The 26461-nt window shown below is 60.3% G+C and carries 32 protein-coding genes and 1 riboswitch; of the genes, 17 read left to right on the top strand and 15 right to left on the bottom strand.

The features are described 5' to 3' along the window. Nucleotides 1–17: 17 nt before the first annotated feature. On the bottom strand, nt 18–254 hold the full coding sequence (locus D1222_RS08990; protein WP_119453930.1) for a hypothetical protein: 237 nt from the start codon (nt 252–254) through the stop codon (nt 18–20). 85 nt (nt 255–339) lie between these two features. Here D1222_RS08990 and D1222_RS08985 point away from each other — a divergent pair, with 85 nt between their 5' ends. The 6 genes from D1222_RS08985 (at nt 340) to D1222_RS08960 (ending at nt 4189) form a co-directional block, all read left to right on the top strand. After that, nucleotides 340–693, top strand: coding sequence for a DUF1491 family protein (locus tag D1222_RS08985; RefSeq protein WP_233348626.1), 354 nt, complete (start codon nt 340–342; stop codon nt 691–693). 76 nt (nt 694–769) lie between these two features. Beyond that, the gene (locus D1222_RS08980; RefSeq protein ID WP_119453929.1) at nt 770–1360 is read left to right on the top strand and encodes a thymidine kinase; all 591 of its coding nucleotides are present in this window, start codon (nt 770–772) and stop codon (nt 1358–1360) included. 80 nt (nt 1361–1440) lie between these two features. After that, on the top strand, nt 1441–1818 hold the full coding sequence (locus D1222_RS08975; protein ID WP_119453928.1) for a PRC-barrel domain-containing protein: 378 nt from the start codon (nt 1441–1443) through the stop codon (nt 1816–1818). A gap of 145 nt (nt 1819–1963) precedes the next feature. Further along, nucleotides 1964–2497 carry a rhodanese-like domain-containing protein gene (locus D1222_RS08970; protein WP_119453927.1) on the top strand — a complete coding sequence of 178 codons (534 nt, stop codon included), beginning with the start codon at nt 1964–1966 and terminating at the stop codon, nt 2495–2497. A gap of 157 nt (nt 2498–2654) precedes the next feature. Further along, nucleotides 2655–3470, top strand: coding sequence for a ferredoxin--NADP reductase (locus D1222_RS08965; RefSeq protein WP_119453926.1), 816 nt, complete (start codon nt 2655–2657; stop codon nt 3468–3470). Nucleotides 3471–3559: 89 nt separating this feature from the next. Further along, nucleotides 3560–4189: a cupin domain-containing protein gene (locus D1222_RS08960; RefSeq protein WP_182481929.1), complete on the top strand. Its 630-nt coding sequence runs from the start codon at nt 3560–3562 to the stop codon at nt 4187–4189. 10 nt (nt 4190–4199) lie between these two features. On the opposite strand, the gene aroC is transcribed toward D1222_RS08960, so the two are convergent. Both aroC and D1222_RS08950 read right to left on the bottom strand, forming a co-directional pair. Beyond that, nucleotides 4200–5288 (bottom strand): chorismate synthase, encoded by a 1089-nt coding sequence (aroC, locus tag D1222_RS08955; protein ID WP_119453924.1) that lies wholly within the window; start codon nt 5286–5288, stop codon nt 4200–4202. 32 nt (nt 5289–5320) lie between these two features. Continuing rightward, on the bottom strand, nt 5321–6301 hold the full coding sequence (locus D1222_RS08950; protein ID WP_119453923.1) for a malate dehydrogenase: 981 nt from the start codon (nt 6299–6301) through the stop codon (nt 5321–5323). A 181-nt stretch (nt 6302–6482) separates the two neighbouring features. Here D1222_RS08950 and D1222_RS08945 point away from each other — a divergent pair, with 181 nt between their 5' ends. Continuing rightward, nucleotides 6483–7241 carry an SDR family NAD(P)-dependent oxidoreductase gene (locus D1222_RS08945; RefSeq protein ID WP_119453922.1) on the top strand — a complete coding sequence of 253 codons (759 nt, stop codon included), beginning with the start codon at nt 6483–6485 and terminating at the stop codon, nt 7239–7241. Nucleotides 7242–7262: 21 nt separating this feature from the next. Beyond that, nucleotides 7263–7925, top strand: a complete 663-nt coding sequence (gene pdxH, locus D1222_RS08940; RefSeq protein WP_119453921.1) for a pyridoxamine 5'-phosphate oxidase — start codon at nt 7263–7265, stop codon at nt 7923–7925. Nucleotides 7926–8013: 88 nt separating this feature from the next. On the opposite strand, the gene D1222_RS08935 is transcribed toward pdxH, so the two are convergent. The 6 genes from D1222_RS08935 to D1222_RS08910 form a co-directional block, all read right to left on the bottom strand. Next, entirely contained in the window at nt 8014–8463 is a 450-nt protein-coding gene (locus tag D1222_RS08935) for a glyoxalase superfamily protein (protein WP_119453920.1), read from the bottom strand. A 241-nt stretch (nt 8464–8704) separates the two neighbouring features. Further along, nucleotides 8705–9562: a fatty acid desaturase gene (locus D1222_RS08930; protein WP_119453919.1), complete on the bottom strand. Its 858-nt coding sequence runs from the start codon at nt 9560–9562 to the stop codon at nt 8705–8707. Beyond that, a complete protein-coding gene (locus D1222_RS08925) occupies nt 9559–9753 on the bottom strand; it encodes a hypothetical protein (protein ID WP_119453918.1) in 195 nt (64 codons plus the stop codon). The genes D1222_RS08930 and D1222_RS08925 overlap by 4 nt, the downstream gene beginning before the upstream one ends. Nucleotides 9754–9822: 69 nt before the next feature. Further along, nucleotides 9823–10695: a fatty acid desaturase gene (locus tag D1222_RS08920; RefSeq protein WP_119453917.1), complete on the bottom strand. Its 873-nt coding sequence runs from the start codon at nt 10693–10695 to the stop codon at nt 9823–9825. After that, nucleotides 10695–10880 (bottom strand): hypothetical protein, encoded by a 186-nt coding sequence (locus D1222_RS08915; protein ID WP_233348625.1) that lies wholly within the window; start codon nt 10878–10880, stop codon nt 10695–10697. The genes D1222_RS08920 and D1222_RS08915 overlap by 1 nt, the downstream gene beginning before the upstream one ends. A gap of 185 nt (nt 10881–11065) precedes the next feature. Beyond that, complete coding sequence (locus tag D1222_RS08910; RefSeq protein ID WP_233348623.1) at nt 11066–12058, bottom strand: glycerophosphodiester phosphodiesterase family protein; 993 nt, start codon at nt 12056–12058, stop codon at nt 11066–11068. A 96-nt stretch (nt 12059–12154) separates the two neighbouring features. Between D1222_RS08910 and D1222_RS08905 the strand changes: the two genes are divergently transcribed. From D1222_RS08905 to D1222_RS08890, 4 genes are all read left to right on the top strand, one after another. After that, nucleotides 12155–13777, top strand: a complete 1623-nt coding sequence (locus D1222_RS08905) for a long-chain-fatty-acid--CoA ligase (RefSeq protein WP_119453914.1) — start codon at nt 12155–12157, stop codon at nt 13775–13777. A 4-nt stretch (nt 13778–13781) separates the two neighbouring features. Next, a complete protein-coding gene (locus tag D1222_RS08900; protein ID WP_119453913.1) occupies nt 13782–14555 on the top strand; it encodes an SDR family NAD(P)-dependent oxidoreductase in 774 nt (257 codons plus the stop codon). 89 nt (nt 14556–14644) lie between these two features. Then, nucleotides 14645–15541 carry a DUF1499 domain-containing protein gene (locus tag D1222_RS08895; protein ID WP_119453912.1) on the top strand — a complete coding sequence of 299 codons (897 nt, stop codon included), beginning with the start codon at nt 14645–14647 and terminating at the stop codon, nt 15539–15541. Nucleotides 15542–15883: 342 nt separating this feature from the next. Continuing rightward, nucleotides 15884–15963: riboswitch (ZMP/ZTP riboswitch) on the top strand. A gap of 24 nt (nt 15964–15987) precedes the next feature. Beyond that, entirely contained in the window at nt 15988–16683 is a 696-nt protein-coding gene (locus D1222_RS08890; protein ID WP_119453911.1) for a DJ-1/PfpI family protein, read from the top strand. Here the strand turns inward: D1222_RS08890 and D1222_RS08885 are convergent. Then, on the bottom strand, nt 16680–17276 hold the full coding sequence (locus D1222_RS08885) for a TetR/AcrR family transcriptional regulator (RefSeq protein ID WP_182481928.1): 597 nt from the start codon (nt 17274–17276) through the stop codon (nt 16680–16682). The two genes, D1222_RS08890 and D1222_RS08885, sit on opposite strands and share 4 nt — an antisense overlap. Before the next feature lie 87 nt (nt 17277–17363). On the opposite strand from D1222_RS08885, the gene D1222_RS08880 reads away from it, so the two are divergent. Continuing rightward, nucleotides 17364–18524 carry an aromatic ring-hydroxylating oxygenase subunit alpha gene (locus D1222_RS08880; RefSeq protein ID WP_119453909.1) on the top strand — a complete coding sequence of 387 codons (1161 nt, stop codon included), beginning with the start codon at nt 17364–17366 and terminating at the stop codon, nt 18522–18524. Continuing rightward, a complete protein-coding gene (locus tag D1222_RS08875) occupies nt 18521–19552 on the top strand; it encodes a hypothetical protein (RefSeq protein WP_119453908.1) in 1032 nt (343 codons plus the stop codon). Before D1222_RS08880 ends, D1222_RS08875 begins: the two co-directional genes overlap by 4 nt. On the opposite strand, the gene D1222_RS08870 is transcribed toward D1222_RS08875, so the two are convergent. The 3 genes from D1222_RS08870 to D1222_RS08860 form a co-directional block, all read right to left on the bottom strand. Next, the gene (locus tag D1222_RS08870; RefSeq protein ID WP_119453907.1) at nt 19549–20460 is read right to left on the bottom strand and encodes an MBL fold metallo-hydrolase; all 912 of its coding nucleotides are present in this window, start codon (nt 20458–20460) and stop codon (nt 19549–19551) included. The two genes, D1222_RS08875 and D1222_RS08870, sit on opposite strands and share 4 nt — an antisense overlap. Nucleotides 20461–20504: 44 nt before the next feature. Further along, nucleotides 20505–21440 (bottom strand): hypothetical protein, encoded by a 936-nt coding sequence (locus D1222_RS08865; RefSeq protein WP_119453906.1) that lies wholly within the window; start codon nt 21438–21440, stop codon nt 20505–20507. A gap of 137 nt (nt 21441–21577) precedes the next feature. After that, nucleotides 21578–21988: a TIGR01244 family sulfur transferase gene (locus tag D1222_RS08860; protein WP_119453905.1), complete on the bottom strand. Its 411-nt coding sequence runs from the start codon at nt 21986–21988 to the stop codon at nt 21578–21580. Between the two features lie 122 nt (nt 21989–22110). On the opposite strand from D1222_RS08860, the gene D1222_RS08855 reads away from it, so the two are divergent. Further along, nucleotides 22111–23082, top strand: a complete 972-nt coding sequence (locus tag D1222_RS08855; RefSeq protein ID WP_233348620.1) for an ABC transporter permease — start codon at nt 22111–22113, stop codon at nt 23080–23082. Continuing rightward, nucleotides 23082–23984 carry an ABC transporter permease gene (locus D1222_RS08850; RefSeq protein ID WP_119453904.1) on the top strand — a complete coding sequence of 301 codons (903 nt, stop codon included), beginning with the start codon at nt 23082–23084 and terminating at the stop codon, nt 23982–23984. The genes D1222_RS08855 and D1222_RS08850 overlap by 1 nt, the downstream gene beginning before the upstream one ends. On the opposite strand, the gene D1222_RS08845 is transcribed toward D1222_RS08850, so the two are convergent. After that, nucleotides 23971–24645, bottom strand: coding sequence for a tetratricopeptide repeat protein (locus D1222_RS08845; protein WP_119453903.1), 675 nt, complete (start codon nt 24643–24645; stop codon nt 23971–23973). The two genes, D1222_RS08850 and D1222_RS08845, sit on opposite strands and share 14 nt — an antisense overlap. 138 nt (nt 24646–24783) lie before the next feature. Here D1222_RS08845 and D1222_RS08840 point away from each other — a divergent pair, with 138 nt between their 5' ends. Then, a complete protein-coding gene (locus tag D1222_RS08840) occupies nt 24784–25662 on the top strand; it encodes an acyl-CoA thioesterase (RefSeq protein ID WP_119453902.1) in 879 nt (292 codons plus the stop codon). A 255-nt stretch (nt 25663–25917) separates the two neighbouring features. Here D1222_RS08840 and D1222_RS08835 read toward each other — a convergent pair whose 3' ends face one another. Next, nucleotides 25918–26394 carry a hypothetical protein gene (locus D1222_RS08835; protein WP_119453901.1) on the bottom strand — a complete coding sequence of 159 codons (477 nt, stop codon included), beginning with the start codon at nt 26392–26394 and terminating at the stop codon, nt 25918–25920. Nucleotides 26395–26461 lie beyond the last annotated feature (67 nt).

Below are 26461 nucleotides of genomic sequence, written 5' to 3'. Positions count from 1 at the left end.
TTCAGGGCGAGGGCGCGTTAGGCCCTGTGCTTGCGCCGTTCGATGCGCGTCTCACGCAGAAGAAGCGCAAAGCCGCTGACCAGAAGCGCGCCGATCATGACGATCACGACTTCGAGCGGCAGGACAGGTGAGCCGGTGACATCGATAGCGCGCGCCGACAGGAAATCCTTGCCGCCGAGCGACAGGGCATTCACGCTTGCGGTTTCACTGGCAGCTTTTACAGCGGCGCCCGATTGAATGATGATGCTGAACATGGCCCACTCCCTGGCGGCGTATTAGTAAACTGTTAACGAATACGCAACTTGCAAGGCGCGTGCCGGATGAGAGGAGCCGGACGGTATGTTTGAAGAACGCTTGCCGACATGGCTCTGGGTCGATGCACTTGTGCGCCGGGTACAAGTGGCTGGTGCAAGCTGCTTTATTTTGCAGAAGGGCGACCGCGAGAGGGGCGACGTCATCGTAAAGGTGGCTGACCTTCAGGGCAGTGCGCGAGTCTATGTCCCCCGTACAAGTATGGAAGGCACCCGCATCTTCTCTGATGTGCGCCTTCAGGGCGTGTGCGAAAGCGAGGCAGAGGCAGATGATTATGTTCGCCGCGCCCGCAGCCGCGACAGCGACCTCTGGGTGATTGAGATCGAGGATCGCGAAGCGCGCCATTTCCTGACAGAAGAGATCGAGGCGCCTGCCGATTGAGTGTCCGGCAGCGGATGGAATCAGGCCAAGCCGAATGTCTACTAAAGGCAGGGCCTGCCTGAGATGAGGAGAGACCGTGGCGAAGCTCTATTTCACCTATTCGGCGATGAATGCCGGCAAATCGACCATCCTTCTGCAATCGGCGCATAACTACCGCGAGCGGGGCATGACGGTCATGTTGTGGACGTCTCACTTCACCAAGGCCGATGACGCTGAGGACGCGCGTATTTCATCGCGGATCGGACTTGCTTCTGACGCGCACCGGTTCAATGGCGATGTCGATCTCTTTTCGGCAATCGAGACAACGCATGCAGGCACGCCGCTGAGCGCTGTCCTGCTAGATGAGGCGCAATTCTTGAGCCCTGCGCAGGTCTGGCAGCTATCACGCGTGGCAGATGAGCTGGGCATCCCTGTTCTCTGCTACGGCCTGCGCACGGACTTCCAGGGCAAGCTATTCGATGGCTCAGCTGAATTGCTCGGCATTGCCGACAGCCTTCGGGAAATCCGCACCATTTGTCATTGCGGCAAGAAGGCAACGATGACGGCCCGCGTCGATGAGGCCGGTCAGCCACAGACAGAAGGCCAGCAGGTCGATATCGACAAGGACCACTATCTGTCGCTTTGCCGCCAGCACTGGAAAGAAGTTACCGGTTTGCAAGCGAGCTGACAGGAACAAGTGGGCTATCCATCTGGTTGTTTGGGGCAGGAGCCGAACGCTCCCCGTGCAAACCCAGAAAGGAACTGCAAATGCCCACACCAGACGGACATACCACCGCCATCCGCGCCTCCCGCGTTATCGGGACGGATGTCTACTCCACCAGCGGCGACAAGATCGGTGAGATCGAGGACGTCATGCTGAACAAGCTCGATAACCAGATCATGTTTGCGGTTGTCGGCTTTGGCGGCTTTCTCGGCTTTGGTGAGAAGTTTCACGCCATCCCGTGGGCCTCGCTCGACTATGAGAAAGACAAGGGCGGCTATATCGTCCCGTTCAGCGAGGAGCAGCTGAAGCAGGCCCCGTCACACAGTCTGAAAGAGCTGACCAAGGATGATGGCGCGGCCGCGCGCGATGCGGCCTTCGACTACTACAAGGTCGAGCGCTACTGGGTTGTCGGCGCCGACTGATCCTGCGCAAATCTTGAGGGAAGCGGCGCTGCGAGTGTGGCGCCGCTTTTCTTATGAAAACCCCTCAATCGCCCGCGCCTCACCCGATTGCCGCCCCATTTGGGGGTGACTGTCGCCTCATCGCACTGACTGAGGAGGAGAGGTCATGGGTGCCCGCCGCAACACTGCATTCGCGCTGACGGCGCTGCTTTCATTCGTTCTCGCAGGTGTGAGCGCCAAGGCCGACGCGCAGGCCGCTGGCTCTCCAAATATCGACTATGCCGGTTTCATGCAGGCCGGTGAGGATGTCATGGCGTTGCGCGCCACACGCCTCGTCAGCCTCGCCGAATTCAATGAGATGGCGAGCGAAGCCGACACGATCATCCTCGATAGCCGGAGCGCGGAGGCTTTCGCGCTGGGCCATATCGACGGCGCCATCAACATCAACTTTGCCGACTTCACCGATGAGAAGCTGGCCGATCTGATCGCCCATCGCGGCACGCGCATCCTCATCTATTGCAACAATAATTTCGCTGACGATATCGCGCCGGTGATGCTGAAGCGGGCCCCGCTCGCGCTGAACATCCCGACCTTCATCAACCTGCACGGCTATGGCTACACCAATGTCTATGAGCTGGGAGAGCTCGTCAGCACGAATGATCCGGACGTGAACTGGGTGAGTGCGCCGCAAATGCCCTGAACCTCAGCTGCGCACCACCTGCGAAAGGCAGGCCGGCTCCCCATCGCCGCGCCTGCCTTTCCTTATTTAGTTCTGCTAATGCGACCGTTACGCCGCTTGCACATCGACGCTTTCGCCGTCATGTCACCCATCGACCAGTGATTATCGGGACGAAACAATGACGACTGCCAGCCAGCAATCTGCCGCGCCACGCGTCAATCCGAACGCGCCAACCGAAGAGACTGTGCTCTCGGTAGAGCATTATACCGATCGGCTTTTCTCTTTCCGCATCTCGCGCCCGCAAAGCTTCCGCTTTCGCTCTGGGGAGTTCGTCATGATCGGCCTGCCACGCGAAGACGGCAAACCGCTGCTACGGGCCTATTCAGTGGCCTCGCCGTCCTGGGATGAGTCTCTCGAATTCTATTCGATCAAGGTGCCGGACGGCCCGCTGACCTCCCGCCTCCAGAAGATCCAGCCCGGCGACAAGGTGCTGCTTGGCAAGAAGCCGACCGGCACGCTGGTCCTCGACGCGCTGACGCCTGGCAAGCGCCTCTACATGTTCTCTACGGGCACCGGTTTTGCGCCCTTCGCCAGCCTGGTGCGCGACCCGGAGACCTATGAGAAGTTCGAGGACGTCATTGTCACCCATACCTGCCGCCAGAATGGGGAGCTGCAATACTCCACCAAACTGGTCGAGGACCTCGTCAATGATCCGCTCGTCGGTGAGATGGTGCATGGCAAGCTAAAGCTGTTCACTTCCTGCACGCAGGAGCAGTCAGATCGTATGGGTCGCCCAACGGATCTCATCCGCTCTGGCGAGCTGTTCAAGCAGCTGGACCTGCCGCCGCTCGATCCGTCCACGGACCGCGTGATGATCTGCGGCTCCATGCCGATGACGCTGGAGATGAAGGATCTCATGCAGGAAGCGGGTCTGACAGAAGGCTCGAATGCCGCCCCGGCCGAGTTTGTCATCGAGAAGGCGTTTGTGGGGTAGGAGACGGCAGCGTGCCGTCTGCGCCAGATTGACCTGTTGCCCGGTGAAAGCCTTGGGTTAAGCCTTATGGACCTCTGCGGGAGGCGCTGTTGGGTCCACTCAAGTCAGTTCTGATATTTGCATCTCTTTGCGCACTGCTTGCCGGGTGCGGCGGCCGCTATGATGTGGGCGAGGAAATCTTCGTGGTCCCCGCCAAATATGATTATGATAGTCCGCTGGTGACGGCGTTCACTGGATTCAGAAACGGTGATGGCGACGGATTCCTTTTTGTGCTGCCAGGATCGGAGATCCACGCAGCCACAGAAGGCGTGGGCGTAAAGCAGCCCAGCTTCAGCGTTGATGACGAAGTGGTCATTCAGGTCGTGCCGAAATCGGTCGGCACATACGATGAAATGTTGGACCAGTTTTTTGAAATGGAGCACCACAGCGAACCAGAAGTCAGGTTCGCGAATGGCGGAAACTACTATCTGGTGCGCATCTATCCTGCCGACGACATATTGGTCATGTCCGAGCGGCCGAGCCATAGCAATTTCAAGGTAAGTGGCCGCGATACAGTCGTTGCTCTCTGCTATCCCGGAACAGTTCGCTACGACTGTGAGGTCTCGTTCGAATTGGATGACGTTCTCGTGGTGTACGAGCTGCCGATGGAACAGGTCGTCCTTTTCAAAGCGATCAATGAGTTGGCTCGCGCCAAACTCGTGAGTTGGCGCCAGGATTAGTTCTGATTTCTTAGCCCAGCTGCCCGCGATGACGCAGCTTTGCGTCTGCGAGGACGCAGGCCATCATCGCTTCGGCGACAGGGACGGCGCGGATGCCGACGCAGGGGTCGTGGCGACCTTTGGTGCGGACATCGACTTCATCACCGTCGCGGGTCACAGAGCGGGTTTGAGACAGGATGGATGAGGTCGGCTTGATCGCGACGCGGACCACGACATCCTGCCCTGTGCTGATACCGCCTGCGACACCGCCATTATTGTTCGACAGGAAGCGCACGCCTTCATTGCCCATGCGCATCTCGTCGGCATTCTCCTCGCCAGAATAGGAGGCGGCGGCAAAGCCTGCGCCAATCTCGACGCCTTTGGCGGCGTTAATGCTCATCATGGCGCTAGCAAGTTCGCTGTCGAGCTTGCCATAGATGGGTGCGCCCCATCCGGCAGGCACGCCTGAAGCGTGGACCTCGACAATGGCGCCGGCGCTGGAGCCTGCCTTGCGGGTCTCGTCCAGAAAGTCTTCCCACTGCGCGGCCGTCTTGGCGTCCGGGCACCAGAAGGGGTTGTTGCCGGTCTCGTCCCAGTCCCAGTGTTCCGGGTCGATCATATGCGGGCCGATCTGGATGACGGCGCCGCGGATCGTGATGCCATCGCCGAGAACGCGCCGCGCCACGGCGCCTGCAGCAACCCGCATCGCGGTTTCGCGCGCAGAGCTGCGCCCGCCGCCGCGATAGTCGCGGATCCCGTATTTCTGGTCATAGGCATAGTCGGCGTGGCCGGGGCGATAGCGGTCCCGGATTTCCGAATAATCCTTGGAGCGCTGGTCGACATTCTCGATCATCATCGAGATGGGCGTGCCGGTCGTGACTTGCCCGTCCGTGCGGTCGTCAGCGAAGACGCCGGAGAGGATGCGCACCTCGTCCGGCTCCTTGCGCTGGGTCACGAAGCGGCTGGTGCCTGGCTTTCTCTTGTCGAGGAAGCCCTGCACATAAGCCTCATCCAGCGGCAGGTTTGGCGGGCAGCCATCCACCACGCATCCGATGGCCGCCCCGTGGCTTTCGCCCCAGGTGGTCACGCGGAAGAGGTGGCCGAACGTATTGTGCGACATGGCTGCCCGTCTTTGTCAGTTAGCCTCAGGCGCTAGGCGAACAGGTGCTCGACGGCGGCGCGCTCTTCGCGCAGCTCCGCATCGGTTGCATCCATCTTGCCGCGCGAGAATTCATTGATCTCGAGGCCCTTGACGATCTCATACTTGCCGTCCTTGCAGGTGCATGGATAGCCATAGATCACGCCCGGCTCGATGCCGTAGGAGCCGTCCGACGGAATGCCCATGGACACCCACTCACCCTCAGGCGTGCCGAGGGCCCAGCTGCGCATATGGTCGATGGCGGCAGAGGCAGCCGAAGCGGCAGAGGAGGCACCGCGCGCCTTGATGATCGCCGCGCCGCGCTGCTGCACGTCAGGGATGAAGGTGTCGGTGTACCAGGCATCGTCGACCTGCGGCTTGGCGTCTTTGCCTTTGACCGTTGCGTGATGGATGTCCGGATACTGGGTCGCCGAGTGGTTACCCCAGATGATGACGTTCTTGATATCGGTATTGTGCGCGCCGGTCTTCTCGGCGAGCTGGCTCATCGCGCGGTTGTGGTCGAGACGGACCATCGCGGTGAAGCACTTTGGGTCGAGGTCCGGTGCGTTCTGCTGGGCGATAAGCGCGTTCGTGTTGGCCGGGTTGCCGACGACGAGGACTTTCACATCGCGTGAGGCGTGATCGTTGATCGCCTTGCCTTGCGGGCCAAAGATACCGCCATTGGCGGACAGCAAGTCCTTGCGCTCCATGCCCTGCTTGCGCGGCATGGCGCCAACCAGAAGCGCATAATCGCAATCCTTGAAGGCGACGTTCGGGTCGTCGGTCTGCACGATCTTGTTGAGCAGCGGGAAGGCGCAGTCATTAAGCTCCATCGTCACGCCTTCGAGCGCGCCGAGCGCCGGGGTGATTTCGAGCAGGTGAAGGTCGACGGGCTGGTCCGGGCCCAGCATGTCGCCAGCGGCGATACGGAAGAGCAGGGCGTAACCGATCTGACCGGCGGCACCTGTAACGGCAACTTTGACGGGCTTTTTCATGGGAGGTTTCCTTCCAGCATTGGCGTTCTGTCTATTGCGCGCATCAATGGCGAATTTGGAGGGCGAGGGCAAGCGCCGCGCATGACCGCAGCGCGCTCACGCTGCGCCAGTTTGCCATTTGCCGCAGCGCGCGAACGCAATACGCTCATTCCTGACAAGAAAAGACGAGGAGGATCAGGCAATGACTTATGACTTCAAAGGCAAGAATGCCGTCGTGACCGGCGCGAGCCGCGGCATCGGCCGGGCCATCGCAAAGACGCTGGCCGAAGGCGGCGCGCGTCTTGCGCTCGTCGCTCGCAGTGTCGAGGCGCTTGAGGACCTCGCCAAGGAGCTGCCCGGTGAGCCGGTCGTTATTCACGCTGACCTTGGCTCATCCGATGGCTGGAAGCCGACGGCCGAAGCCATCCTGGAACAGCTCGGCCCCGTCGATATCCTTGTGAACAATGCCGGCGTCAGCGTGCATGAGCCGGCTGGCCGCGTCACGGAAGACGGCCTCGACAACACGCTTAATGTAAATGTCCGCAATCTGATCCTGCTCACCGACGCGCTGACTGACAGCCTGAAGTCGCGAAAGGGCAATGTCGTCAACATCTCTTCCGTTTCGGCCAGCACGGGCAGTATCGGCCAGATCGCCTATTCGGCCTCCAAGGGCGCGGTGAATTCCATGACGCGCAATATGTCGATCGATCTCGGCCGGGCAGGGGTCCGCGTGAACGCTGTCGCGCCAGGTGTGATCGATGATGGCATGTGGACGACCGCCTTCGAAAGCGGGCGGGTCGATCGGGAGAAGACGATGGCGGGCATCGCCAAGGTCATTCCGCTGGAAGGGCGCTGGGGCAGTGCACAGAACATTGCTGATGCTGTCGCATTCCTCGCCTCGGACAAGGCAGACTATATTACCGGCCAGGTGCTGCGCGTAGATGGCGGCATCCTCGCCTGATCACGACTGAAAGAGCAGAAGATGAGCGACAACAGTGTCATCCCGCCAACGCCGACAGAGGCGGACTATAAGCGCGACAGTGAAGGCAATCCGCTGATCCCGGACGTGGCTGACCCGCTTACCCTGTTCAGAGACTGGATGGCGACGGCGCGTGAGAAAGAGCTCAACGACTCCAACGCCATGTCGCTTGCTACGGTTGACGCTCACGGGCGCCCGGACGTGCGCGTCGTGCTTCTGAAGTCTGTCGGTGAGGAGGGTTTCACCTTCTACACCAATTTTGACAGTGCCAAGGGCGAACAGCTGAAGGCGAGCCCGCATGCGGCGCTCGGTTTTCACTGGAAGTCTCTGCGCCGGCAGGTTCGTGTGCGCGGCAGCGTCATCTCTGTGCCGGAAGCTGAAGCCGACGAGTATTTCGCCTCACGCGCCAAGGCGAGCCGGATCAGCGCGATAGCGTCCGATCAGTCCCGCCCGCTGCCATCGCGCGATGTCTTTGCCCAGCGCATCGACGCGCTCAGCGAGGAGTATGATGGCCGCGAGGATATTCCGCGTCCGGACAATTGGGGCGGCTACCGCGTCGTGCCGGAAAGCATAGAGTTCTGGCAGGACCAGGCCTTCCGCATGCATGACCGGCTGAAATTCACCATGAAGAACGGCGTCTGGACACCCGAGCGGCTCTACCCCTAGAGCAAGTTCGCAGCAAACCGGATCGTTTGCGAACCGGTACTTGCGCACAAGCAAGGATATAAAGAGGCGAGCCGCCCGGGCCTATAGGTCAGATCAGGCCAGCGCTGTCGCGTTGCACGATGAGGTGCGGTACCCCATCGCTGGTCTTGTCCCAGGAGATTCCCTCCTCGGAAATCATCGCGCTGACGCGTTGGCGAAGGCCGGAAAAGCTATCGAATTCAACCACATCCACCGGTTCATCAAAGTGGAGTGTAATCTCATAGCCCATGCCGCCGGCAAGTTCGCGCACACCATGCACGCGGCCTTCGAAGGGCTGTTTCAGATAGCGGCCCGACACACGCTCACCGACTTGGATCGGCACGTCGGCCTGGTTCGACAGGCGCGCTGACGCCGTGTTCCAGTCGCGATAGCCAAGCTTGTGCGCGACCGCTTCGAGCGCGCGGGCATGGCTGAGGCTTTCGCCGCGCTGGGCGGCCTCGGCACGTAGTTCTCGCGCATGGGCTTTCGCCTGCGCTCTCGTCATAATGTTGAGTGACATCTTCCGTTCGTCTTTCACATCGATAGACCGGGCGCATGATGCGGATGTTCGCCTTGCCGCTGGACCGGTCCCCTGATGGGAAGGACAGTTCCGGGAGGACGAGGCTTTCGCCCCGGAGATCTTCACCATCGGACATTTCGTCCGGCGAACGGCAGGCGTCTCTCACCTTGGGGCGGGCAGATACGCCTGATCGGGCGAAACGTCAACAAAAAGGGTTTTCAAGCCTGGTCCGTCGAAAAGGCTAGAGCTCATCCACTCGCGCGCCGCGGGCCTCAAGGACAGGCTTCATTTCCCAGTACGCCTGCGGCGTCCTGTAGAGCGGGATACGCGGGTGAAGATGATGGATGACGTGATACTGCATCCCCATCGAGCCGATATTGCCAAGGATGGAGCGGAAGCTGCGGGTGTTACGGTATCGACCCTGCTCGGTGGCCGGATGATGCGGCGCCCAGCTGAGATAATACTGGATATAGGTGAGCGCGATGTGACGCGGCAGCCACCAGAGCAACGCTGCCTCCAACGCGAAGCCAGTCCAGGCGAGTGTGAACAGCGTGCCGTAGAAGATCAGTTCATAGGCGATGAAATCGAGCGCAACATCAGACCGGCCTATCCGGACAAGTGTGTCGCCATAGGCATTCTTGTTGCCCGGTTGCCGGTTGAGGATGCTTTTCCAGATTGCATGGAGCGGGCCGCGTGCGCTGGTGCCGTGGTCAGGGTCCAGTGCAGGGTCATTGGCATGCTTGTGATGCTCAAGATGGGTCAGTTTCGCGACCCGGTAAGGCAAGACGAGCGGTATCGTCGATAGATGGCCGACAAGCTCATTCAGCCAGCGCAGCCGCGCGCCGGGCAGGGCGATGATGTCATGCTGGGCCTCATGTGAGGGCAGGTAACTCAGCATCACATTCAATGTGGCGACGATAAACCCTACCCAGAGCGGGATGACACCCATCAGGACAAGCGGCCACAGGCTCAGCCAGACGGCAAGATTGGTCAACGCCCATGTGACGGCGAGCCAGGGGAATTTGCCGATGTGTCTGCGCGCAATGTCGCGCTCGATGCGCATCAGCTCTGCTTGGCTTTTCGAAGCGAGATCACTCATACCCAGCGCCCCCTCAATTGCGCGGCCAGCCCCAGCAGACCGGCAAGAGCGAGCCCGACTGTCAGCGGAGCGAGACCAAATGGAGGTATGATTTCAAGTGCCTCGATGATCTGCGCGGCCAGCGGCGCAAGGAAACCGAAAGCAAAAATGAGCGGTCCGAACCTGAACAAGGTGCGTAGAGCAATGGCCATGCGTTTTCTCCCGAGGAAGAAAATGACACATGCGTCAACTTTTGGCAATGCACCGCCGTGGACGGGTCGCTAGAGGTCCTCGACCCGTGCGCCTTGCGCTTCCAGAACAGGTTTCATTTCCCAGTAGGCCTCGGGCGTGCGCAGGAAAGGGATGCGCGGGTGCAGGTGGTGCACGATGTGGTACTGCATGCCGAGCGATCCGATATTGCCAAGCGCGGCGCGGAAGCTGCGGGTGTGGCGGTAGCGGGCGGTCTCATTGGCCGGGTGGTGCGGCGCCCAGCTCAGATAATACTGGATATAGATGTAGCCGACATGGTGCGGCAGCCACCAGAGCGCCGCTGCCTCGATGGCGTGCCCGGTCCAGGCAAGGGCAAACAGGGTCAGAAACCAGGCGACGCGGTACAGCGCTGAGCTTATCAGGACATCTTTCCGGCCGAGACGCTTCAGCGTGCGGCTATAGGCATTGTGGCCGCCCCGCCCCTTTGGCTGGACGTTCTGGATGGCGGTCCAGATCGCCATGAGAGGCCCTGACGCACTGGAGCCGTGGTCCGGGTCCAGCTCTGGGTGGTTTGTGTGGAGGTGGTGTTCTCTATGCGTTACCCGCGCGAGGTCGAAGGGAAGAGCAAGCGGAACAGTCGACACATGTCCGACCAGTTCGTTGAGCCATCGAAGCCGAGAGCCGGGCCGGGCAATGATGTCATGCTGGGCTTCGTGCGACGGAAGATAGCCGATGATCGCGAAAATGGTTGCGGCAATGAAACCAGCCCATGCCGGAATGATATTCATTAGAACGAGCGGCCAGAGCGCCAGCCAGCCAATGAATACGCCGATGCCGGCTGTCACGGCCAGCCAGGGAAACTTGCCAATATGCTTGCGGGCGATCTCACGCTCGATGCGCGCAAGTTCTTTCGGCGTCAGCATGGAAAGGTCACGGTTCGACATCAGACCCAGCGCCCCCTTAACTGTGCAGGAATGGCGATTGCCATGGCGATCAGGAAGCCGGCGAGAAGAGCCGACATGCCAAATGGCAGCGGCACATCGGCCGATTGCAGAAGCTGTGCAGCAAGCGGGGTCAGGAAGCCGAGCCCGAAGATCATCGGACCAAGCTTGTACAGTCGACGCAGCATGGCTTTTTGCATGGTCAAACGAACCCCTCCGCAGAACTCTGGTCAGCGTCGGGAGGCGTGTCCCTATCCGATAACCGGCTCTTCTACTGAGGATTAATCGCCTGAAAAGGTGAATATTATCTTTCTAAAGATAAAATTTTGAAGCCTTTTTGGGGGCTGATGCGTGGCTGAGAGCCAACACCTGTCTATCTCAAACAGGTTTCAGTTGCGTTTATGAATTGCGTTGGAAGGCCGCCATCACTTACCAGTCTGTACGGCGTGTCCGTTGCAAGCAGCACAAGCCCGTTTTCTATCAGTGATACGTATTCGGACGGGTCTCCATCAGCCCAGTATTGATCGTCGAGCCGCTCGCCCGGGCGGCCAAGCGTGCCAAAGGCGCTTTCAATATCCTTGCTTGCTAGCCCGCGCCATTTGCCGAAGCTTGGCTCGCGCGTACCCGTCCATGCCACGAGCTTGTCAGGATCAACACCGCCTTCGAGGAGGGCGGCTTCATGCGCGCGGTTGCCGACACCTGCCGTCATCATGAGGTCCGGCGCAATCTCAGCGACCTGCCAGGCTTCCTCATCCGAATAGGTGATGATGATGACATTGTTCTCGGCGCCTGCGCCGCGAACCTCACCGATGATGTTGCGGAAGCTGGTTGTTTCCTTGCGGTCGAGTTCGAGGATCCCGCCGGTCTTCACGGCCCATTCCAGCGCGTCGGCCAGCGTCGGTGGGTTGAACGAGGTGACCCGGCCTTCATTATCGACGAGGCGCAGCTGCGAAATCTCACCCCAGCCTGTATCGGCCACCGGCCCTTCACCTGTCGTCGTGCGGGTGAGGGAGCGGTCATGCATAAGGAACAGGACACCATCCCGGCTCTCGGCGACGTCGATCTCCATCATCGGAATACCGGCATCTAGCGCGTGCTGAAAGGTTTCGACCGCGTTCTCCGGAAAACCGGGGGCAGGGCCGCCGCGATGGGCAGCGATGAGCACGCCGCCTTCTTCGCGGACACAGTCAAAGAGACGGGGAAGGTCACGGCCGCTCGAAACAGGGGGCGCTGACTGATCGGTTTCGACAGGCGATTCCGCTGCCGCGGTTTCGGATGTCTCCGCAGGGGCGGTTGCGGTCTCGTTGCAGCCAGCAAGAACGGAGCCCAGAAACAGGGCGCCCATTAGAAAATGTGTCTGGGACATTTGACCTCGCTCGCCATCGCTTGCCGTAGAAGTAGCTGGGACATAGAAGAAACCGAACGCCACGGAAACCCGTGAAAAAATTATGGAGGAAAGAACATGCACGGCTTGATGCAAAACTGGCAGCTGACCGTCGACAAGGTGCTCGACCATGCCGCTCACAATCATGGCGACCGCGAGATCGTCACCCGCGAAGTCGAAGGCAATGTCACGCGTACGACCTACAAAGCGATCCATGAACGCGCCAAGATGGTGTCCTCCGCGCTGAAGGAAGAGGGCATCAAGCTCGGCGACCGCGTTGCGACGCTGGCCTGGAACACAGCCCGCCACATGGAAGCCTGGTATGGCACGATGGGCATCGGCGCTGTGCTGCACACGATCAATCCGCGCCTTCATCCCGATCAGGTCGCCTGGATCGCAAACCATGCCGAAGACCGTATCCTGATGTTCGATACGAGCTTCCTGCCGCTGGTCGAAGCGGCAAAGCCGCAGATCAAGACGATCGAGAAGTTCATCATCCTGACCTCTCCGGAGAACATGCCGGAGAATTCTCTTGGCGCGGTTTCCTATGAAGAGTGGATCAAGGGCAAGTCGACTGATGTCGTCTGGGGCGACTTTGATGAGCAGACTGCCTGCGGCCTTTGCTACACATCCGGTACGACGGGCAATCCGAAGGGCGTGCTCTACTCGCACCGCTCCAACGTGCTTCACACCTTCATCACCATGGGCGTCGATACGCTCGGCATGGGCGCAGCAGACGTGGTTCTGCCGGTCGTGCCAATGTTCCACGCCAATGCCTGGGGCCTTGCCTTTGCGTGCCCGGCGACCGGCGCGAAGCTGGTCATGCCGGGCGCGGACATGTCCGGTAAGGCGATCTATGAGCTCCTCGACAAGGAGAAGGTCACGATCACGGCCGCTGTGCCGACCGTCTGGCTGCTACTGCTCACCTATCTTCAGGAAAACAATCTGAAGCTCCCGCACCTTCGCAAGGTCGTGATTGGCGGCTCGGCTGTGCCTGAAAAGATCCTGCGCGCCTTCGAAGAAGACTATGATGTCGACGTCTTCCACGCATGGGGCATGACCGAGCTGTCGCCGATGGGCACGCTCGGCGCACTGCCGCCAAGCCTGATCGACGCCTCCCACGAAGAGCAGATGGAATTCAAGCTCAAGCAGGGCCGTCCGCCATTTGGTGTGGAGCTCAAGATCATCGACGATGAAGGCAAGACGCTGCCGCGCGACGGCAAGACGTCTGGCCGCCTTGTCTGCCGTGGCCCGGCCATCTCGAAATCCTACTTCAAGGCCGATGAACTCGCGATTGATGGCGATGGCTGGTTTGACACAGGCGATGTCGCGACGCTCGACCAGTACTCGACTATGCAGATCACCGACCGCGCCAAGGACGTCATCAAGTCCGGCGGTGAGTGGATCAGCTCCATCGACATTGAGAACTTCGCTGTCGGTCACCCGAAAGTGGCGAACGCTGCGGCGATCGGCATCTATCACCCGAAATGGGATGAGCGCCCGCTCCTGATCGTGCAGCCTGCACCGGGTGAAAACCCAAGCAAGGAAGACGTGCTGAAACAGCTCGAGGGCAAGATCGCCAAATGGTGGACGCCTGATGATGTCCAGTTCGTCGATGAGATCCCGCTCGGCGCGACCGGCAAGATCAACAAGCTGAAACTCCGCGAGATGTTCGCAGACTACAAGCTGCCAACGGCCTGACCGGATGGATCTGAACCTGAAGGACAAGGTGGTCTTTGTCGCGGGCGCTAGCCGCGGCATTGGCCTCGGGATCGTGGAAACGCTTCTGGAAGAAGGCGCGCGCGTGGCCATTGCGGCGCGCGGCGCCGAGAAGCTGGAAGAAGAACGCGCCCGCCTCGCCAGCCAGTATGGCGAGGACCGCCTCTGGGCGCGTGCTGGCGACCTCCGCGAAACAAAGACGCTCGAAGAGATGGTCGACGCCATCGAAAACGAGTTTGGTCCGCTCTGGGGCGCGGTCGCCAATGTCGGTCTTCATCCTTGCCCACCGGGCTTCGATGTCGATGACGACACCTGGACGGCCGGGATGCAGCAAAATCTCGATAGCGCCTTCCGTCTCGCCCGCACCTGCCTGCGCAAGATGGAGCCACGCGGACAAGGGTCGATTGTGGCCATTTCCTCCATCGCGGGCATGGGCGCGCTCGGCACGCCGCTCACCTATGGCACCGCCAAGGCGGCGATGAACCATATGGTCAAGGAGCTTGCCCGTGTCGTCGGGCCAGCCGGCATCCGCATCAATGCGATCTCGCCAGGCAATATCATCTTCCCGGGCGGCGCCTGGGAAGAGCGCAGCGAGGGTGAGCGCGGCGATGTCTGGAAGAAATGGATTCGCCGCGAAGTCCCGCTCCAGCGCTTCGGCAAACCGGAAGAGATCGGGTCGGCGGCAGCCTACCTTCTCAGCGATCGGGCAAGTTTCGTGACCGGTGCCATCATCCCTGTCGATGGCGGCCAGACGCGATAACTGCCGCTTCCTCAAGGGGAAGGTTTGTAAAAGCAAAGCGCTGAGATAAATCTCGGCGCGTTCTGATAAGTACAGTTCGGGAGGCTGGAATGAGCGATACGACGAATAAGGGTGGATGGCGTCTGACCGTCGCGGGCGCCGCGCTCGGCGTGTCGATCTTCACGGTGCTCTGGTTTGCGGCTGCCGCGCTTGGCTCAAAGTTCGGGCTCTGGGGCTGGCAGTTCGGCCTTGGCAAGATGATCCTCAGCTGGGGGCCTATCCTTACCTTCTTCGCGCTTGGCCTTGCCGTCGTCGCGTTCATCATTGCACTGATCAAGGCACCTCGCTTCCAGCCCGCACTGCTGGCGCTGGCGGCGCTTCTCATCGCGCTCATGGTCTTCTTCCGGATTGCTGGCTTCGGGGCGCAGGCCGGATCGCTTCCGCCGATCCACGATGTTCAGACCGACTGGTCAGAGCCGATTGCCCTTTCTGAATCGCTCATTGCCCAGCGCCGCAGCGACGGCGCGCTCAATGAAGTACAGGACGACCCAACCATTGATGAGAGCGCTGAGGGCCGGTGGCCCGGCATGGGTGGGCGCCGCGTCGCGGAAGTGCAGGAAGAGGCTGAGCGCGAACGCACCGTGGACGGTGAGACGGTCGAGCCTGCCTATGACCGCCCGATTGAACCGGTCTATTTCGACCAGTCGCCGGGTGAGATTGCGTCCTACGCACTCCAGATTGCAGAGGATCGCGGCTGGGACATCTTCTCGCGTCCCGAAACCGGTCAGGATGTCGAGCGCACCATGCTGGAAGCAACCGAAACCTCGACCTGGTTCGGTTTCAAGGATGATGTCGCCATCCGCATCCGTGCCGTTGAAGGAGCGACCCGCGTCGACATGCGCTCCATCAGCCGCGTCGGCCTCTCCGACCTCGGCATGAACGCCCGCCGCGTCTCCACCTTCATGGACGAATTGGAATCGCGCGCAGACGGCCGTCGCCAGCCTTAGATCTGCGACTTCTCGCCTGGCACTCAAGAATACCGCCTCCCCACCGAAAGGTGGGGTCCATGGCGGCTGGGCCGTCGCCTCTCAACCGCCATGGGTCCCAGCTTTCCTGGGAGAACGGGAGAGGGTAGGTTTGCGTTTTGTATTCAATGCATGAGTACGCCCCCCTCCGCCCCTCATCCTGAGCCTGTCGAAGGACCGGGCACCTCCCCCGTCCACGGGGGAGGGTGGCAATACGTTGATAGGTTACCCTTCTTCCCCCGCTTGCGGGGGAAGTGGCCCGCGGATGCGGGTCGAAGGGGGCATCGCCATCAATCGACGATGACGTAAAACCACTATATGCTGGCAAAGCCGCGTAACTGGCGCTTGGGTGGTTTACCACCGGGGAGCGCGGCGCTGATCCGCCGTGCGCCTGGGCATGAACCTCACCTTTCAAAGGAGGGCTGCCCATGTCTGAGCTTTCACCAATTTCTGTCGCTTTTCTCGTCTTTCCAAACGTCACCCAGCTTGACCTGACAGGCCCGGCGCAGGTGCTCTCGCGGCTCGGCAACACGACCGTCGATCTGGTCTGGAAGACAAAAGACCCGGTGCCGACGGATGCGGGGTTTGCATTGCTGCCGACCAGAACATTCGCCGAAACCCAAAGCGCCGACATCCTGTGCGTGCCGGGCGGTTTTGGCACGATGGAAGTCATCCAAGACGAAGAGGTCTTGAACTGGGTCCGCAAGGTGGGCGCTGACGCAAGCTGGGTCACCAGCGTCTGCACGGGCTCCATCGTGCTCGGCGCGGCGGGCCTCCTGAAGGGCTACCGCGCCACGACCCACTGGGCGTCGCATGACCAGCTCGCCTTCTTCGGCGCCGAGCCAGTGAAGCAGCGTGTCGTCTTTGACCGCAACCGCGTCACCGGCGGCGGGGTAACGTCCGGCATCGATTTTGGTCTCGCGCTCGCGGCAAAGATCAGAGGCGAAGACCACGCCAGATTCATCCAGCTGTCTATCGAGTATGACCCGCAGCCGCCTTTCGAAAGCGGCTCACCGGAAAAGGCTGACCCGGCGACGTTGGAGCGTTACTGGGGGCTGGTGAACCGGTCCGCACCCGGGCGTGCCGACAAGGTGAAAGCGATCGCGAAAAGGCTCGGCTTCTAGCCCGGAGGACCTGAACCGATTGCGGCTTCGATCAGGAGCGCTAACTGGTTCTCATGAGCACTTTCGAGGTCACCATAGAAGCTTGACCCAAAAATGCCGGTCAGGGTGGGGCCCGATACGGAGAAGTAGTTGATGGCACCAAGAAGCTGGTAAGCCATCGCCAGCCCCTGCGGGCGCGTGGCGTCCTGCCACTTTTCCAGTGCCAGCACCTTGTCCGCCAATCGGTCCAGAAAGGGTTTCAGATACCAGGTACCCGCCGATCCGGCCCGTTGGCGGTTATCAAGAAGCTCACGCATTAGAAGCGCGGTTTGCTGCGGCTGGGCGTGAGACCAGGTGTTCAGGTTTCTGAGATAGGCGGCAAACACCTCTTCCGGCGCCTGATCGCGGTTGTCTTCAAGGGCGTCAAAGCGATCTGATATCCGCTTCAGCACTTCACCATACAGTTTCTCTTTGGTCCCGAAGTGGTGAAGTAGCGCCTGTTTTGTCAGGCCGAGCTCATCTGCGATGGCGGCGATGCTCACGCCATAAAATCCACGTTCTGCAAAGAGCGTCTCAGCGGTGTCGAGCAACTGTTCTCGCGTGTCTCTTGCCATCGATATTTCCCGTGCGCCTTGACGACCTACCATACGGTAAGTTAAGGGACTTACCAAGCGGTAAGTATCAGCAATCAGGAGGACGCCATGGACCGTCAGCTCGAGCTTGAACTCATCGATGAATTGCTGGCGCTGAAAAGCAAAAGGGCGCATTTTCTCGACGAGACGATCGCGAGGAACCCGGTTGACCACTATCTCAGTGAAGCGCGCTTCCAGCTGGAGCGTAAGCATATCTTCCGCAGACTCCCCACGATTGCAGCGCACACAAGCGAGCTATCAGGGGCAGGCGCGTTCCTAAGGCGCGAAGTTGCCGGTCTTCCGGTCCTGTTGACGCGCGACAAGGCTGGGCGGGCGAACGCCTTTCTCAATGTCTGCCGCCATCGGGGTACCCGACTTGTGGAGGAGGAATCTGGCTGCAAGCACCGCTTCTCTTGCCCTTACCATGCCTGGACGTATGCAAGTTCTGGCGAACTGATTGCCGCGCCGCACTTTGAAGAAGGCTTTGCGGGGCTGCAGAAGTCAGATCTCAGACTTAAGCGGCTGACCTGTGAAGAGCGCCACGGCTTTATCTGGGTGACAGCAGATGAGGACAGCCCCGTCACCCTCGACGATCATCTCGGTCCGCTTGGCGAAGAGCTGGATGCGCTCGGTATCGAGGACATGTTCGTCGCTCAGCAGGATGCGCCGGTCCATGCGGCCAACTGGAAGATCCTTGTCGAGGGCGGAATAGAGGCCTATCACTTCAAGGTCGCTCATCGCGCCACGATCGGCCCATACTTCGAGGATAATCTCTCATCTTACCGGATGATCGGATCACACATGCGGTCAATCCTCATGCGGACCAGCATGACGAAACTGGAAGCCGAAGCGCGACAAGACTGGCGCCTGCGAGATCACGCGCAAATACTCTACACGATCTTCCCGAACACGGCGCTTCTCGTTCAGTCCGATCATATTGCCTGGATCAATCAGGAGGCGCTTTCAGCCGGGGAGACGCGGGTGCGCATGACGACGCTTGCACCCAATAGAGAGGCAGACAGACCTGACCACTGGAAGCGCAATCATGCAATCACGCGGGCGACGCTGGATGAGGATTTCGAGATTGGTGAAAGCATTCAGGCCAGCATTGCCTCGGGCGCCAATGACCACATGCTGTTTGGCCGGTTTGAGGGGGCGCTTGATGCGTTCAACAAGGTTGTAGACAGGCAACTTGACGGCGTGGCTTCGCAAGCGGTCGCGGCAGAATGATGAACACGAACCACGCAATCGCCGCCCAGGCTGAACTTCACCACCAATACTTTCTCGGCCTGCAGCTCATGGTGGCCGTCGAAGAGACGAAACAGACCGTCTACGACTGGATGTTCCGCCTCTTCCGACGCCAGCACGAGGACAAATTCCTGTCGAGCTTTGAAAAGCTGGGTCTCAACGGCCAGCCGCACGCTGTCGCCTGCGCCAAGTATCATGTTCTGTCCAACGGGATGGGTGGGGTCGCCGTCGAGTATATGGAAGAAAGCGCAACCAAGGCCTGGGTTCGGTTTCGCTATCCGCGCTGGATGTATGCTGGCCCGGCCATTTGCGGCATTCCAGTGGAGGCAAGCCGGGGGTTTCTGAACGGCTGGTACGCGCAGAATGGCGTTAGCCTGCAAAATCTGCGGCTCGGCTTTGTGTGCGTTTCCGAAGACGTGACAGGGCAGTTCGGCCTTTGCGGCTACTTCAAGGAATATGACCGCAAGCTAGCCGACGATGAGCGGCTTGTTTTCGCGCCAGATGAGAGGCCGCCAGCGTATGATCCTGCGGCACAGCCTCAGCCTCCGGCCGGTGAATGGAGCGAAGAACGCCTTGCAAAGGCGAACCGCAACTACGCGATGGAATATGTGCGCAATGGCCTGCGCGCGCTTTCCGAAACCATAGGCAGGGACCGCGCAGTTGAGCTTGGCAAACGCGCAGCACGCCTGACAGGTCTGCAGCAATATCCGGGTTTGGCGGCAGCTGTCGGTGCCGTTGATGGCGATGCCAGTAACGCCGCCGATTTCCTGGCCTCTATTCTCGCAGGTATGGGTGATGCGTGTGAGATCACCCGAGATGGCGAAGATGTGCTGGTGACGCAGACTGGCCTTCGGATTGCTCGCGGTATCGAAGGGACAGCACGCGACGATCTGTTGGCTTGCTGGCAGGAGCTATGGGGCGGCGCGATCGCGTCTCACCGCGCTTTCATGTCCGTAAATTGCGATGCCGGGCACGACCAGCTTGTCTGGCGCATTCGCACCGACCGCTAGGACGTCTGCTGCAGCGCCTTCCAGCGAAACTCTGAGCGCACCGTTGGGCTGGCGTCGGCGGTCTCGACGCGCCCTTCCTCGACGAGCTTCAACATGTGGCCGAGGACGGAGAGGGCAGCCGCTGGGTGCAGGCGCTTGTCGACGTCGGCATACATGCTCTCGACCATCTTCGGGATGTTGGTCTCACCCGCTTCGAGATGCTTGATGATGGCCGATTCCCGGTCGAGACGATGATTGCGATAGGACTGGATGAAGCCATTCACATCTTCGCGGATCGGCGAGCCATGCGTCGGCCACATGATATCGAAATTGCGCTCCTCGATCTTGTCGAGCGAGCGCATATAGTCGCCCATATTGCCATCCGGCGGCGCGACGATCGTCGTCGACCAGCCCATGATATGGTCACCTGTCAGGCAGGCATTCTCTTCGCGCAGACCAAAGCAGAGATGATTGCAGGTGTGGCCGGGCGTCTCGATCACGTCCAGTGTCCAGCCGGGACCCGAAATCACATCGCCATCGCCGATCTGCACGTCCGGCATAAAGCCAAGATCGTCGGCAGAGCCAAGCTCACCCTTGGCGGTCGGCACGCCAGAATTCTTCGCATAGGTCAGACAGCCGGCCCAGTTGGCGAGCGGCTTTGCGAGAGGCGAATGATCAGAGTGGCCATGTGTGACGAGCACATGCGTGATCGTCTCGTTCTTCAGGATCTCTTTGAGGGCGTCGAAATGCTCTGCCAGTTCAGGGCCCGGATCGATCACGGCGACCTTGCCGTGCCCGATGATGTAGACCCCGGTGCCGACAAAGGTGAACGGACCCGGATTATTTGCGACCACGCGGCGGATGAGCGGAGAGACCTGCTCGACCTTGCCATATTCGAAGTCGATTTCCTTGATGTATGGAATTCCCAAGTGAACTCCCTCACCTTGAATTGTGAAAAACTGGATTGCCCGTTCTAGGCGTTGCGGCGCGGCGCGAAGGCCAGGACGAAAGCGCGCGCCATGCGCCGGGTCGCCTTCAGCTTGTCGCCCAGATTGAGGGCAACTGGCGGGCCCATATCCGTCTTGTTCGCGTCGACGATGAAGATCTTGCCGGACTTGCGGTCGCGCAGCACATCCACGCCGCCCCACTCAAGGCCGATTTCCTTCGCGAAGGCCGTGATGACCTCGATTTCCTCGGCCGAGTAGCATTTGCGCGGTTCGTCGAGGATGACGTCGACATTCTCGTTCAGGAAGCGGCGTGCGATGGGCCGGCGCTTCCGGAACACCACAGTCGGTGCGCCGCCAACGATGCAGCAGCGCAGGTCTTCGACGAGGCCGCCTTCGATCTCATTGTCGATGAGGCGCTGATAGGTCTTGCCGTCGAGCGGCTCCATCGGACCTTCGATGATGCGGCCATCATGGCAGGCATTCTTCTCGGACTTTTCGACCATCGGCCCTTCATAGCTGAGCGGATCGACTTTCAGGCCATAGCCTGCAGCGAGCTCGAAGCTCTCAGCGACGCAGGATTTGGAAATATCGTTACAGCCAAAGTTGACCAGGCGGGTGCCGGGCTTCGTTTTCGGCTTGCTCGCGTCGACATGGGTTGAATCGTCGAACTGGAAGACGATGTCGGCCTGCGAGACGTCAGAGATAAGCTTTGCGCCGGAAGCATGCATCACCGGCCAGATGAAGTACCAGGGGCGCGGCTTGTCAGGATGGAAGGCGATGGTCGGGCGCTTGTGCCCGGTAATGCGGCGCCAGGTACGCCAGGACTGAGCCATGGTGTAAAAGGTCAGCCAGGTGAAAATGTCGTTCGCGAGCTGGCGATTAGCAGGCACGCGGTGGCCCGTCTTCTTCACGAGCCAGGCGCCATCTTCGTATTTGAAATCTGCCAGCCAGTTTCTGGACATGCATTATCCCCTGCGTGCGGGCTGCGGTGAGCTAGTTACCGATGCCGGAATCGCACGACTTCCTCTGAGCTTCAATTCATAAAGCCCTGAAGTTTCGTGATCAAACTTTTACTGCCGCTGCGCTGAAACGCGTCAAGCTAGAGAAGGGGCTTCAGACCGGAGAGGTCGTAGCCAGCGCCTGCGCCAGCTTCGATGATTTCGTCCGATTGGCCCTGTCCGCCATGGCTGAGGGCCCAGGCCGTGATCGAGCGCGTACCCGTGCGGCAGTAGGCAAGGGCCGGGGCAGGGGCCTCGGCGAGGATCGAGTTCATGCGCTCGATGATCTCCGGTGTCGGTGCACCCGAAAAAGGCAGTGCCACAAAGGTCAGACCAAGCTCTTCTGCGCGGGCTCGGATAGAGCCCATGCGCGGCTGATCAACGCCGCCTTCACCATCAGGGCGGTTGGCAATGATGGTCTTGAAACCAGCCTTGGCGATGGCGTCTACATCGTCTTCAGAGATTTGCGGCGCGACAGAAAAACTGTCTGTCACGTTTCGGATATCGGCCATCTGGTACCTCGGTGTCATGTAGCGTTGACAAGCATTCGTCTGGCGTGAACCTAGGAAGCCAGTGGCGGGCTGCCAAGTCCGCCTGTCGCCTATGTTTGAACATCGCCTGAGAGTTTCCTTACGTGTCAGCGCTGCAGCGAAGCCTTTCCCGCATTCCTTGGGCCTATGTGATCAGGCGTCTGCTCTTCGCGATCCCGACACTTCTCGTCATTATCGCGGTCGCTTTCTTCATGATGCGTTTGGCGCCCGGCGGTCCGTTTGACGGCGAACGCAAGCTGAATGCAGCCACCGAAGCGGCCATCGCCGCCAAGTTCGGCATGGACCAGCCGCTCTGGAAACAGTTCGTTGATTACCTCCTGGGCGTCGTCCAGGGCGATTTCGGCCCTTCGATGAAGACGCTCGGCAAGAGCGTGAACGACCTGATCGCCGACGGTCTTCCAGTCAGTCTAGCCATCGGCTCGCTGGCGATGCTGGTCGCCCTCATTGTTGGTACGGCCATGGGTATTTTTGCCGGCCTTCGCCAGAATACGACTGGTGACTACACCGTGATGGGCTTCGCCATGGCGGGCATCTCGATCCCAACATTTGTGACCGGCCCGCTCCTGATTCTCGCCTTTGCGCTGGGCGCAGGCTGGTTCGCTGTCGGCGGTCTGGGGGAGTATCCGAATATCGGGATGAGCTTCAATAATATGACCCTGCCGGTCCTGACGCTCGCCCTGCCGCAGATCGCCATCATTTCGCGTCTGATGCGTGCCTCGACGATCGAGACAATGCGCTCGCCTCATGTGCGCACCGCCCGTGCCAAGGGCCTGCCAGAGCGTGAAGTCATCATGCGTCACGTCCTGCCAGCCGCGATCCTGCCGCTTGTTTCCTATGCTGGTCCCGCCATGGCCCGCGTTATGACCGGTTCACTCGTCATCGAGCGTATCTTCGGCCTGCCGGGTATGGGGTCTTACTTCGTCGACGGCGCCATCAACCGTGACTACACGCTCGTGATGGGCGCGCTGATCATCTACGCAACGCTGATCGTGCTGTTCAATTTGATCGCCGACATCCTCTACGCACTCCTCGATCCGAAAGTGAAATACGACTGATGGTCGACACACTGGACATGACAGGCCGGAAGGATCCGGTCGAACAGGCGCTCGCGGGCGGTCGCTCGCTCTGGGATGACGCCAAGCGCCGCCTGTTCAACAACAAGGCGGCCGTCATCTCCATGTGGGTGCTCGGCGTGATGATTTTCCTCGCCGCTTTCGGTCCGATGCTGTGGGTGCACGACTATAGCCGCATCTCGGCGCAGACAGAACTCGCCCCGACTTTCGAGAACTGGCACCTGCTTGGCACCGATGAGCAGGGCCGAGACCTTGTCGCGCGTAACCTGCTCGGCCTTCGCATTTCGCTGGCCGTGGGCATGGTCGCAACGCTCGTCTCGCTGGTCATCGGCGTCACCTGGGGCGCAATTGCCGGCTATGTTGGCGGGCGCACCGACAACCTCATGATGCGGTTCGTGGACGTGCTCTACGCCATGCCCTTCATCTTCTTCGTGATCCTGCTGCTGACCGTTTTCGGCCGCAACATCATTCTGATCTTCGCCGCCATCGGCGCTGTGGAGTGGCTGACGATGAGCCGGATCGTGCGTGGCCAGACCCTCGCCATCAAGGGCAAGGAATTCATCGAGGCCGCCCGCGCCGCAGGCGTGTCCGGCCCGGCGATTATCCGCCGCCACATCCTGCCAAATGTGGTCGGCCCGGTAGCCGTGTATGTGACGCTGACCATACCGGTCGTCATCATGGCAGAGAGCTTCCTCTCCTTCCTCGGCCTCGGCGTGAATGAGCCGCTGACCTCGCTCGGCGTGCTGATCTCGAACGGTGCCAAGGAAATGCAGGACAAGCCATGGCTGCTCATGGCCCCGGCCATCCTGATGGCGGTGACGCTGCTCTGCCTTAACTTCATCGGCGACGGCCTGCGCGACGCACTCGACCCTAAGGAGCGCTGACGTCTGCGAAAACGCAGGCTCTTTCGAACCCGAGAGTGCATGCCTTCGCGAAATTCGCTGCGCTTGCCTCGGCTTCTTTCGGCCCGCCGTCACCTTTTGCCTGCATCATACCCAGGTTGAAGCATGACGTGTTGTGATCGTCGGCGCAGCTCACGGTAAAGCTGCTCCGGGCGCCCGTCATGTCGACTGGACCGCCGTCCCCGAAAACCTGCATGTTCCCATAGTCGAAGCAGAAGTAATTCTGCCCAATCGCGCAGGCTTTGGAGAAACTTTCGCGTGCTTTCACCGGGTCAGCAGGCCCGCCTTCCGCATCACGTTGCAATACACCGAGATTGAAGCAGGCCGACGCCATATCGGCCGCGCATGCCTTGTCGTGATAGATGCGAGCAGTTGAGCGATCCTTTTCAACGCCTTGGCCGCCCTGGTACATCGCGCCGAGATAGGCACATCCATACGCATAGCCAGCGTCGCACGATGTTTTGAAGAACGTGAAGGCTTGAGTGAAATTCTGCGCTTGGTAGGCCGACACGCCCGCCTGGTAGTACTGTTCCTTGGTTTGCGAATTGGCGCCTAGCTGCCCCATCATCCCCACGAAGAGAGCAAAAGTCAGGGCGGTCTTGAGCGAACGAGATGTTAGGCGTGATTGCGATGGTTTGATCATTTCTGTCCCCCGATAGATCGTCGAGCCTCGACTAGTTGCATGTTCTGGTGTGCCGTCAAGACGGCTCAGGGGCCTCAGGGCTCGCCACTCGCCTCGGAAAAAGCGCTAGACGCTGCGTCATCTTCCAAGCGGCTTTTCATGGCAGCAAAAATTGCGCTAAAGCCCAACGCCATGACAGACGCGCCCTTCATCGACCTGAAATCGACCCACAATCCCTATCGCTGGTATTTGCCGGTTGAGGAGCGCTATTGCGTCGGCCCTCCCGGCAAGAAATTCCTTTTTGGCGGGGTAGGTCTCGGCACGGCGATTACCGCGCTGGAGCGCACGACAGGGCGCCCCTGCATCTGGGCAACAGCGCAGTATCTCTCTTTTGCGAACCCACCGGATGTTCTTGATGTTGACGTCCGCTCGCCCGTGGTTGGCAAGAACATCACCCAGGCGCGTGTCCTCGGCCATATCAAGGACCGCGAGATCTTCACGGTGAACGCGGCCGTCGGTGAGCGCGAGTCCGAACACTCCCAGCAATGGCAGACCAAGCCGGATGTGGCGCGGCCAGAGGACTGCCCGCCCATGCCGCGCTTCGACAAGCACAATGTCGACTTGCACCACTATCTCGACATGCGCGTCGCGCAGGGGCGCTATTCGCCTGACCGCTCCATTGAAGGCGGCAGCAGCAAGGATGGCCGCGTCGTCCTTTGGGGCCGGTCAAAGACCGGGCACTCGATCGACTCGGCCATGCTGGCCATCATCAATGACTTCGTCCCCTCAGGCACCAGCCACGCGCTCGGCCTTCCGGCGGGCGCAAACTCGCTCGACAATACGCTGCGCATTCATCAGATCGTTGAGACTGAATGGGTCTGCTGCGACATCCAGATTGAGGGCGTGCACAATGGCTTTGTGCATGGCCGCGTCGCCATGTTCGCCGACGATGGCACGCTGATGGCGACGGGAAGCCAGTCCGGCATCATCCGATTCTTCGATCCGGAAGCCTTCAAGGCCCGTTTCGAAAAGTCCTGATTTTCGGGTAAAACGCCGCCCGATAACGCCGCAAAAAGTGCCGGGGTGCATTCTGTCACCAGGTCCGGCTTTTTGGGGACGCAGCCATTCTGGCCGTGCGGGGGAATAGGACAGGCTGCGGGCTTTCTGCCCGCAGCTGGTCTGTCATTGGAAAGGCATTCTGCCTTCCTGACCTAGACTATGCGCGAGGGGGCGAGACCGTTCCAAACTATCTGCAGAAAAATAAACTGTCCCAGAATGGGGCAGCTGTAATGCTTATTGCAGGACAGCGTGGGTCGCGGCTGAGTTCGCTGCGCAGCTGTTCTGACCTGCATGCAGCTCGGTGGGGCGGCCCTTATCAGCCGATAAAGCGGCGGCTGCGGCAATCGCTTCCGCGTCGGAAAACATGGTCGCGAGACGCTTCAGGCTATCTTCGCGGGCATCCGGTGTGTCAGCGCTTTCCAGCGCCATGAGCTGCGTCTCGCCTTCCTCGGCCATGCCGCGAAAAATGCATCCAAGGTCTGACGGGCCGCCTGAGCCATCGATCCAGCTGCCCAGACGCCCGGCGGTCAGCGCAAAGCGGCCAATCTCGGTCTCATAGCTGTCGGGAATGCCGGAATCGCTTTCGAGGAGCTCGATCGTATCCTCGTAAAGCGCACTCGCCTTCGTCCCCCAATCCCGCGCAAGGTCTGGCGAAGCGGCGGCCGAAAAGGGCAGGGCAGACAGGACAAGTGAGGCGATCAGACGTTTCATCAGGATACACTCCGTAACTCTCCTGAGACGCGAAGCAAGGCTAATGCCAATCGCCTGACAGGAATAT

Source organism: Henriciella algicola (assembly GCF_003576245.1).
In the GTDB taxonomy this organism is placed as follows: domain Bacteria; phylum Pseudomonadota; class Alphaproteobacteria; order Caulobacterales; family Hyphomonadaceae; genus Henriciella; species Henriciella algicola.
Note: the sequence above shows the minus strand (reverse complement) of the source record. Positions and strands in the feature narration are given on the sequence as shown.

Excerpts from the sequence above, each read along its gene's own strand:
- D1222_RS08880 (WP_119453909.1), top strand. The coding sequence starts at position 17,364 with ATGGACCGTCAGCTCGAGCTTGAACTCATCGATGAATTGCTGGCGCTG.
- D1222_RS08930 (WP_119453919.1), bottom strand. The coding sequence starts at position 9,562 with ATGAGTGATCTCGCTTCGAAAAGCCAAGCAGAGCTGATGCGCATCGAG.
- D1222_RS08835 (WP_119453901.1), bottom strand. The coding sequence starts at position 26,394 with ATGAAACGTCTGATCGCCTCACTTGTCCTGTCTGCCCTGCCCTTTTCG.
- D1222_RS08965 (WP_119453926.1), top strand. The coding sequence starts at position 2,655 with ATGACGACTGCCAGCCAGCAATCTGCCGCGCCACGCGTCAATCCGAAC.
- D1222_RS08860 (WP_119453905.1), bottom strand. The coding sequence starts at position 21,988 with ATGGCCGATATCCGAAACGTGACAGACAGTTTTTCTGTCGCGCCGCAA.
- D1222_RS08910 (WP_233348623.1), bottom strand. The coding sequence starts at position 12,058 with ATGTCCCAGACACATTTTCTAATGGGCGCCCTGTTTCTGGGCTCCGTT.
- D1222_RS08900 (WP_119453913.1), top strand. The coding sequence starts at position 13,782 with ATGGATCTGAACCTGAAGGACAAGGTGGTCTTTGTCGCGGGCGCTAGC.
- D1222_RS08845 (WP_119453903.1), bottom strand. The coding sequence starts at position 24,645 with ATGATCAAACCATCGCAATCACGCCTAACATCTCGTTCGCTCAAGACC.
- D1222_RS08865 (WP_119453906.1), bottom strand. The coding sequence starts at position 21,440 with ATGTCCAGAAACTGGCTGGCAGATTTCAAATACGAAGATGGCGCCTGG.
- D1222_RS08915 (WP_233348625.1), bottom strand. The coding sequence starts at position 10,880 with ATGCTGCGTCGACTGTACAAGCTTGGTCCGATGATCTTCGGGCTCGGC.
- D1222_RS08885 (WP_182481928.1), bottom strand. The coding sequence starts at position 17,276 with ATGGCAAGAGACACGCGAGAACAGTTGCTCGACACCGCTGAGACGCTC.
- D1222_RS08850 (WP_119453904.1), top strand. The coding sequence starts at position 23,082 with ATGGTCGACACACTGGACATGACAGGCCGGAAGGATCCGGTCGAACAG.
- D1222_RS08905 (WP_119453914.1), top strand. The coding sequence starts at position 12,155 with ATGCACGGCTTGATGCAAAACTGGCAGCTGACCGTCGACAAGGTGCTC.
- D1222_RS08935 (WP_119453920.1), bottom strand. The coding sequence starts at position 8,463 with ATGTCACTCAACATTATGACGAGAGCGCAGGCGAAAGCCCATGCGCGA.
- pdxH (WP_119453921.1), top strand. The coding sequence starts at position 7,263 with ATGAGCGACAACAGTGTCATCCCGCCAACGCCGACAGAGGCGGACTAT.
- D1222_RS08895 (WP_119453912.1), top strand. The coding sequence starts at position 14,645 with ATGAGCGATACGACGAATAAGGGTGGATGGCGTCTGACCGTCGCGGGC.
- D1222_RS08945 (WP_119453922.1), top strand. The coding sequence starts at position 6,483 with ATGACTTATGACTTCAAAGGCAAGAATGCCGTCGTGACCGGCGCGAGC.
- D1222_RS08925 (WP_119453918.1), bottom strand. The coding sequence starts at position 9,753 with ATGGCCATTGCTCTACGCACCTTGTTCAGGTTCGGACCGCTCATTTTT.
- D1222_RS08975 (WP_119453928.1), top strand. The coding sequence starts at position 1,441 with ATGCCCACACCAGACGGACATACCACCGCCATCCGCGCCTCCCGCGTT.
- aroC (WP_119453924.1), bottom strand. The coding sequence starts at position 5,288 with ATGTCGCACAATACGTTCGGCCACCTCTTCCGCGTGACCACCTGGGGC.
- D1222_RS08985 (WP_233348626.1), top strand. The coding sequence starts at position 340 with ATGTTTGAAGAACGCTTGCCGACATGGCTCTGGGTCGATGCACTTGTG.
- D1222_RS08890 (WP_119453911.1), top strand. The coding sequence starts at position 15,988 with ATGTCTGAGCTTTCACCAATTTCTGTCGCTTTTCTCGTCTTTCCAAAC.
- D1222_RS08970 (WP_119453927.1), top strand. The coding sequence starts at position 1,964 with ATGGGTGCCCGCCGCAACACTGCATTCGCGCTGACGGCGCTGCTTTCA.
- D1222_RS08950 (WP_119453923.1), bottom strand. The coding sequence starts at position 6,301 with ATGAAAAAGCCCGTCAAAGTTGCCGTTACAGGTGCCGCCGGTCAGATC.
- D1222_RS08990 (WP_119453930.1), bottom strand. The coding sequence starts at position 254 with ATGTTCAGCATCATCATTCAATCGGGCGCCGCTGTAAAAGCTGCCAGT.
- D1222_RS08875 (WP_119453908.1), top strand. The coding sequence starts at position 18,521 with ATGATGAACACGAACCACGCAATCGCCGCCCAGGCTGAACTTCACCAC.
- D1222_RS08840 (WP_119453902.1), top strand. The coding sequence starts at position 24,784 with ATGGCAGCAAAAATTGCGCTAAAGCCCAACGCCATGACAGACGCGCCC.
- D1222_RS08920 (WP_119453917.1), bottom strand. The coding sequence starts at position 10,695 with ATGTCGAACCGTGACCTTTCCATGCTGACGCCGAAAGAACTTGCGCGC.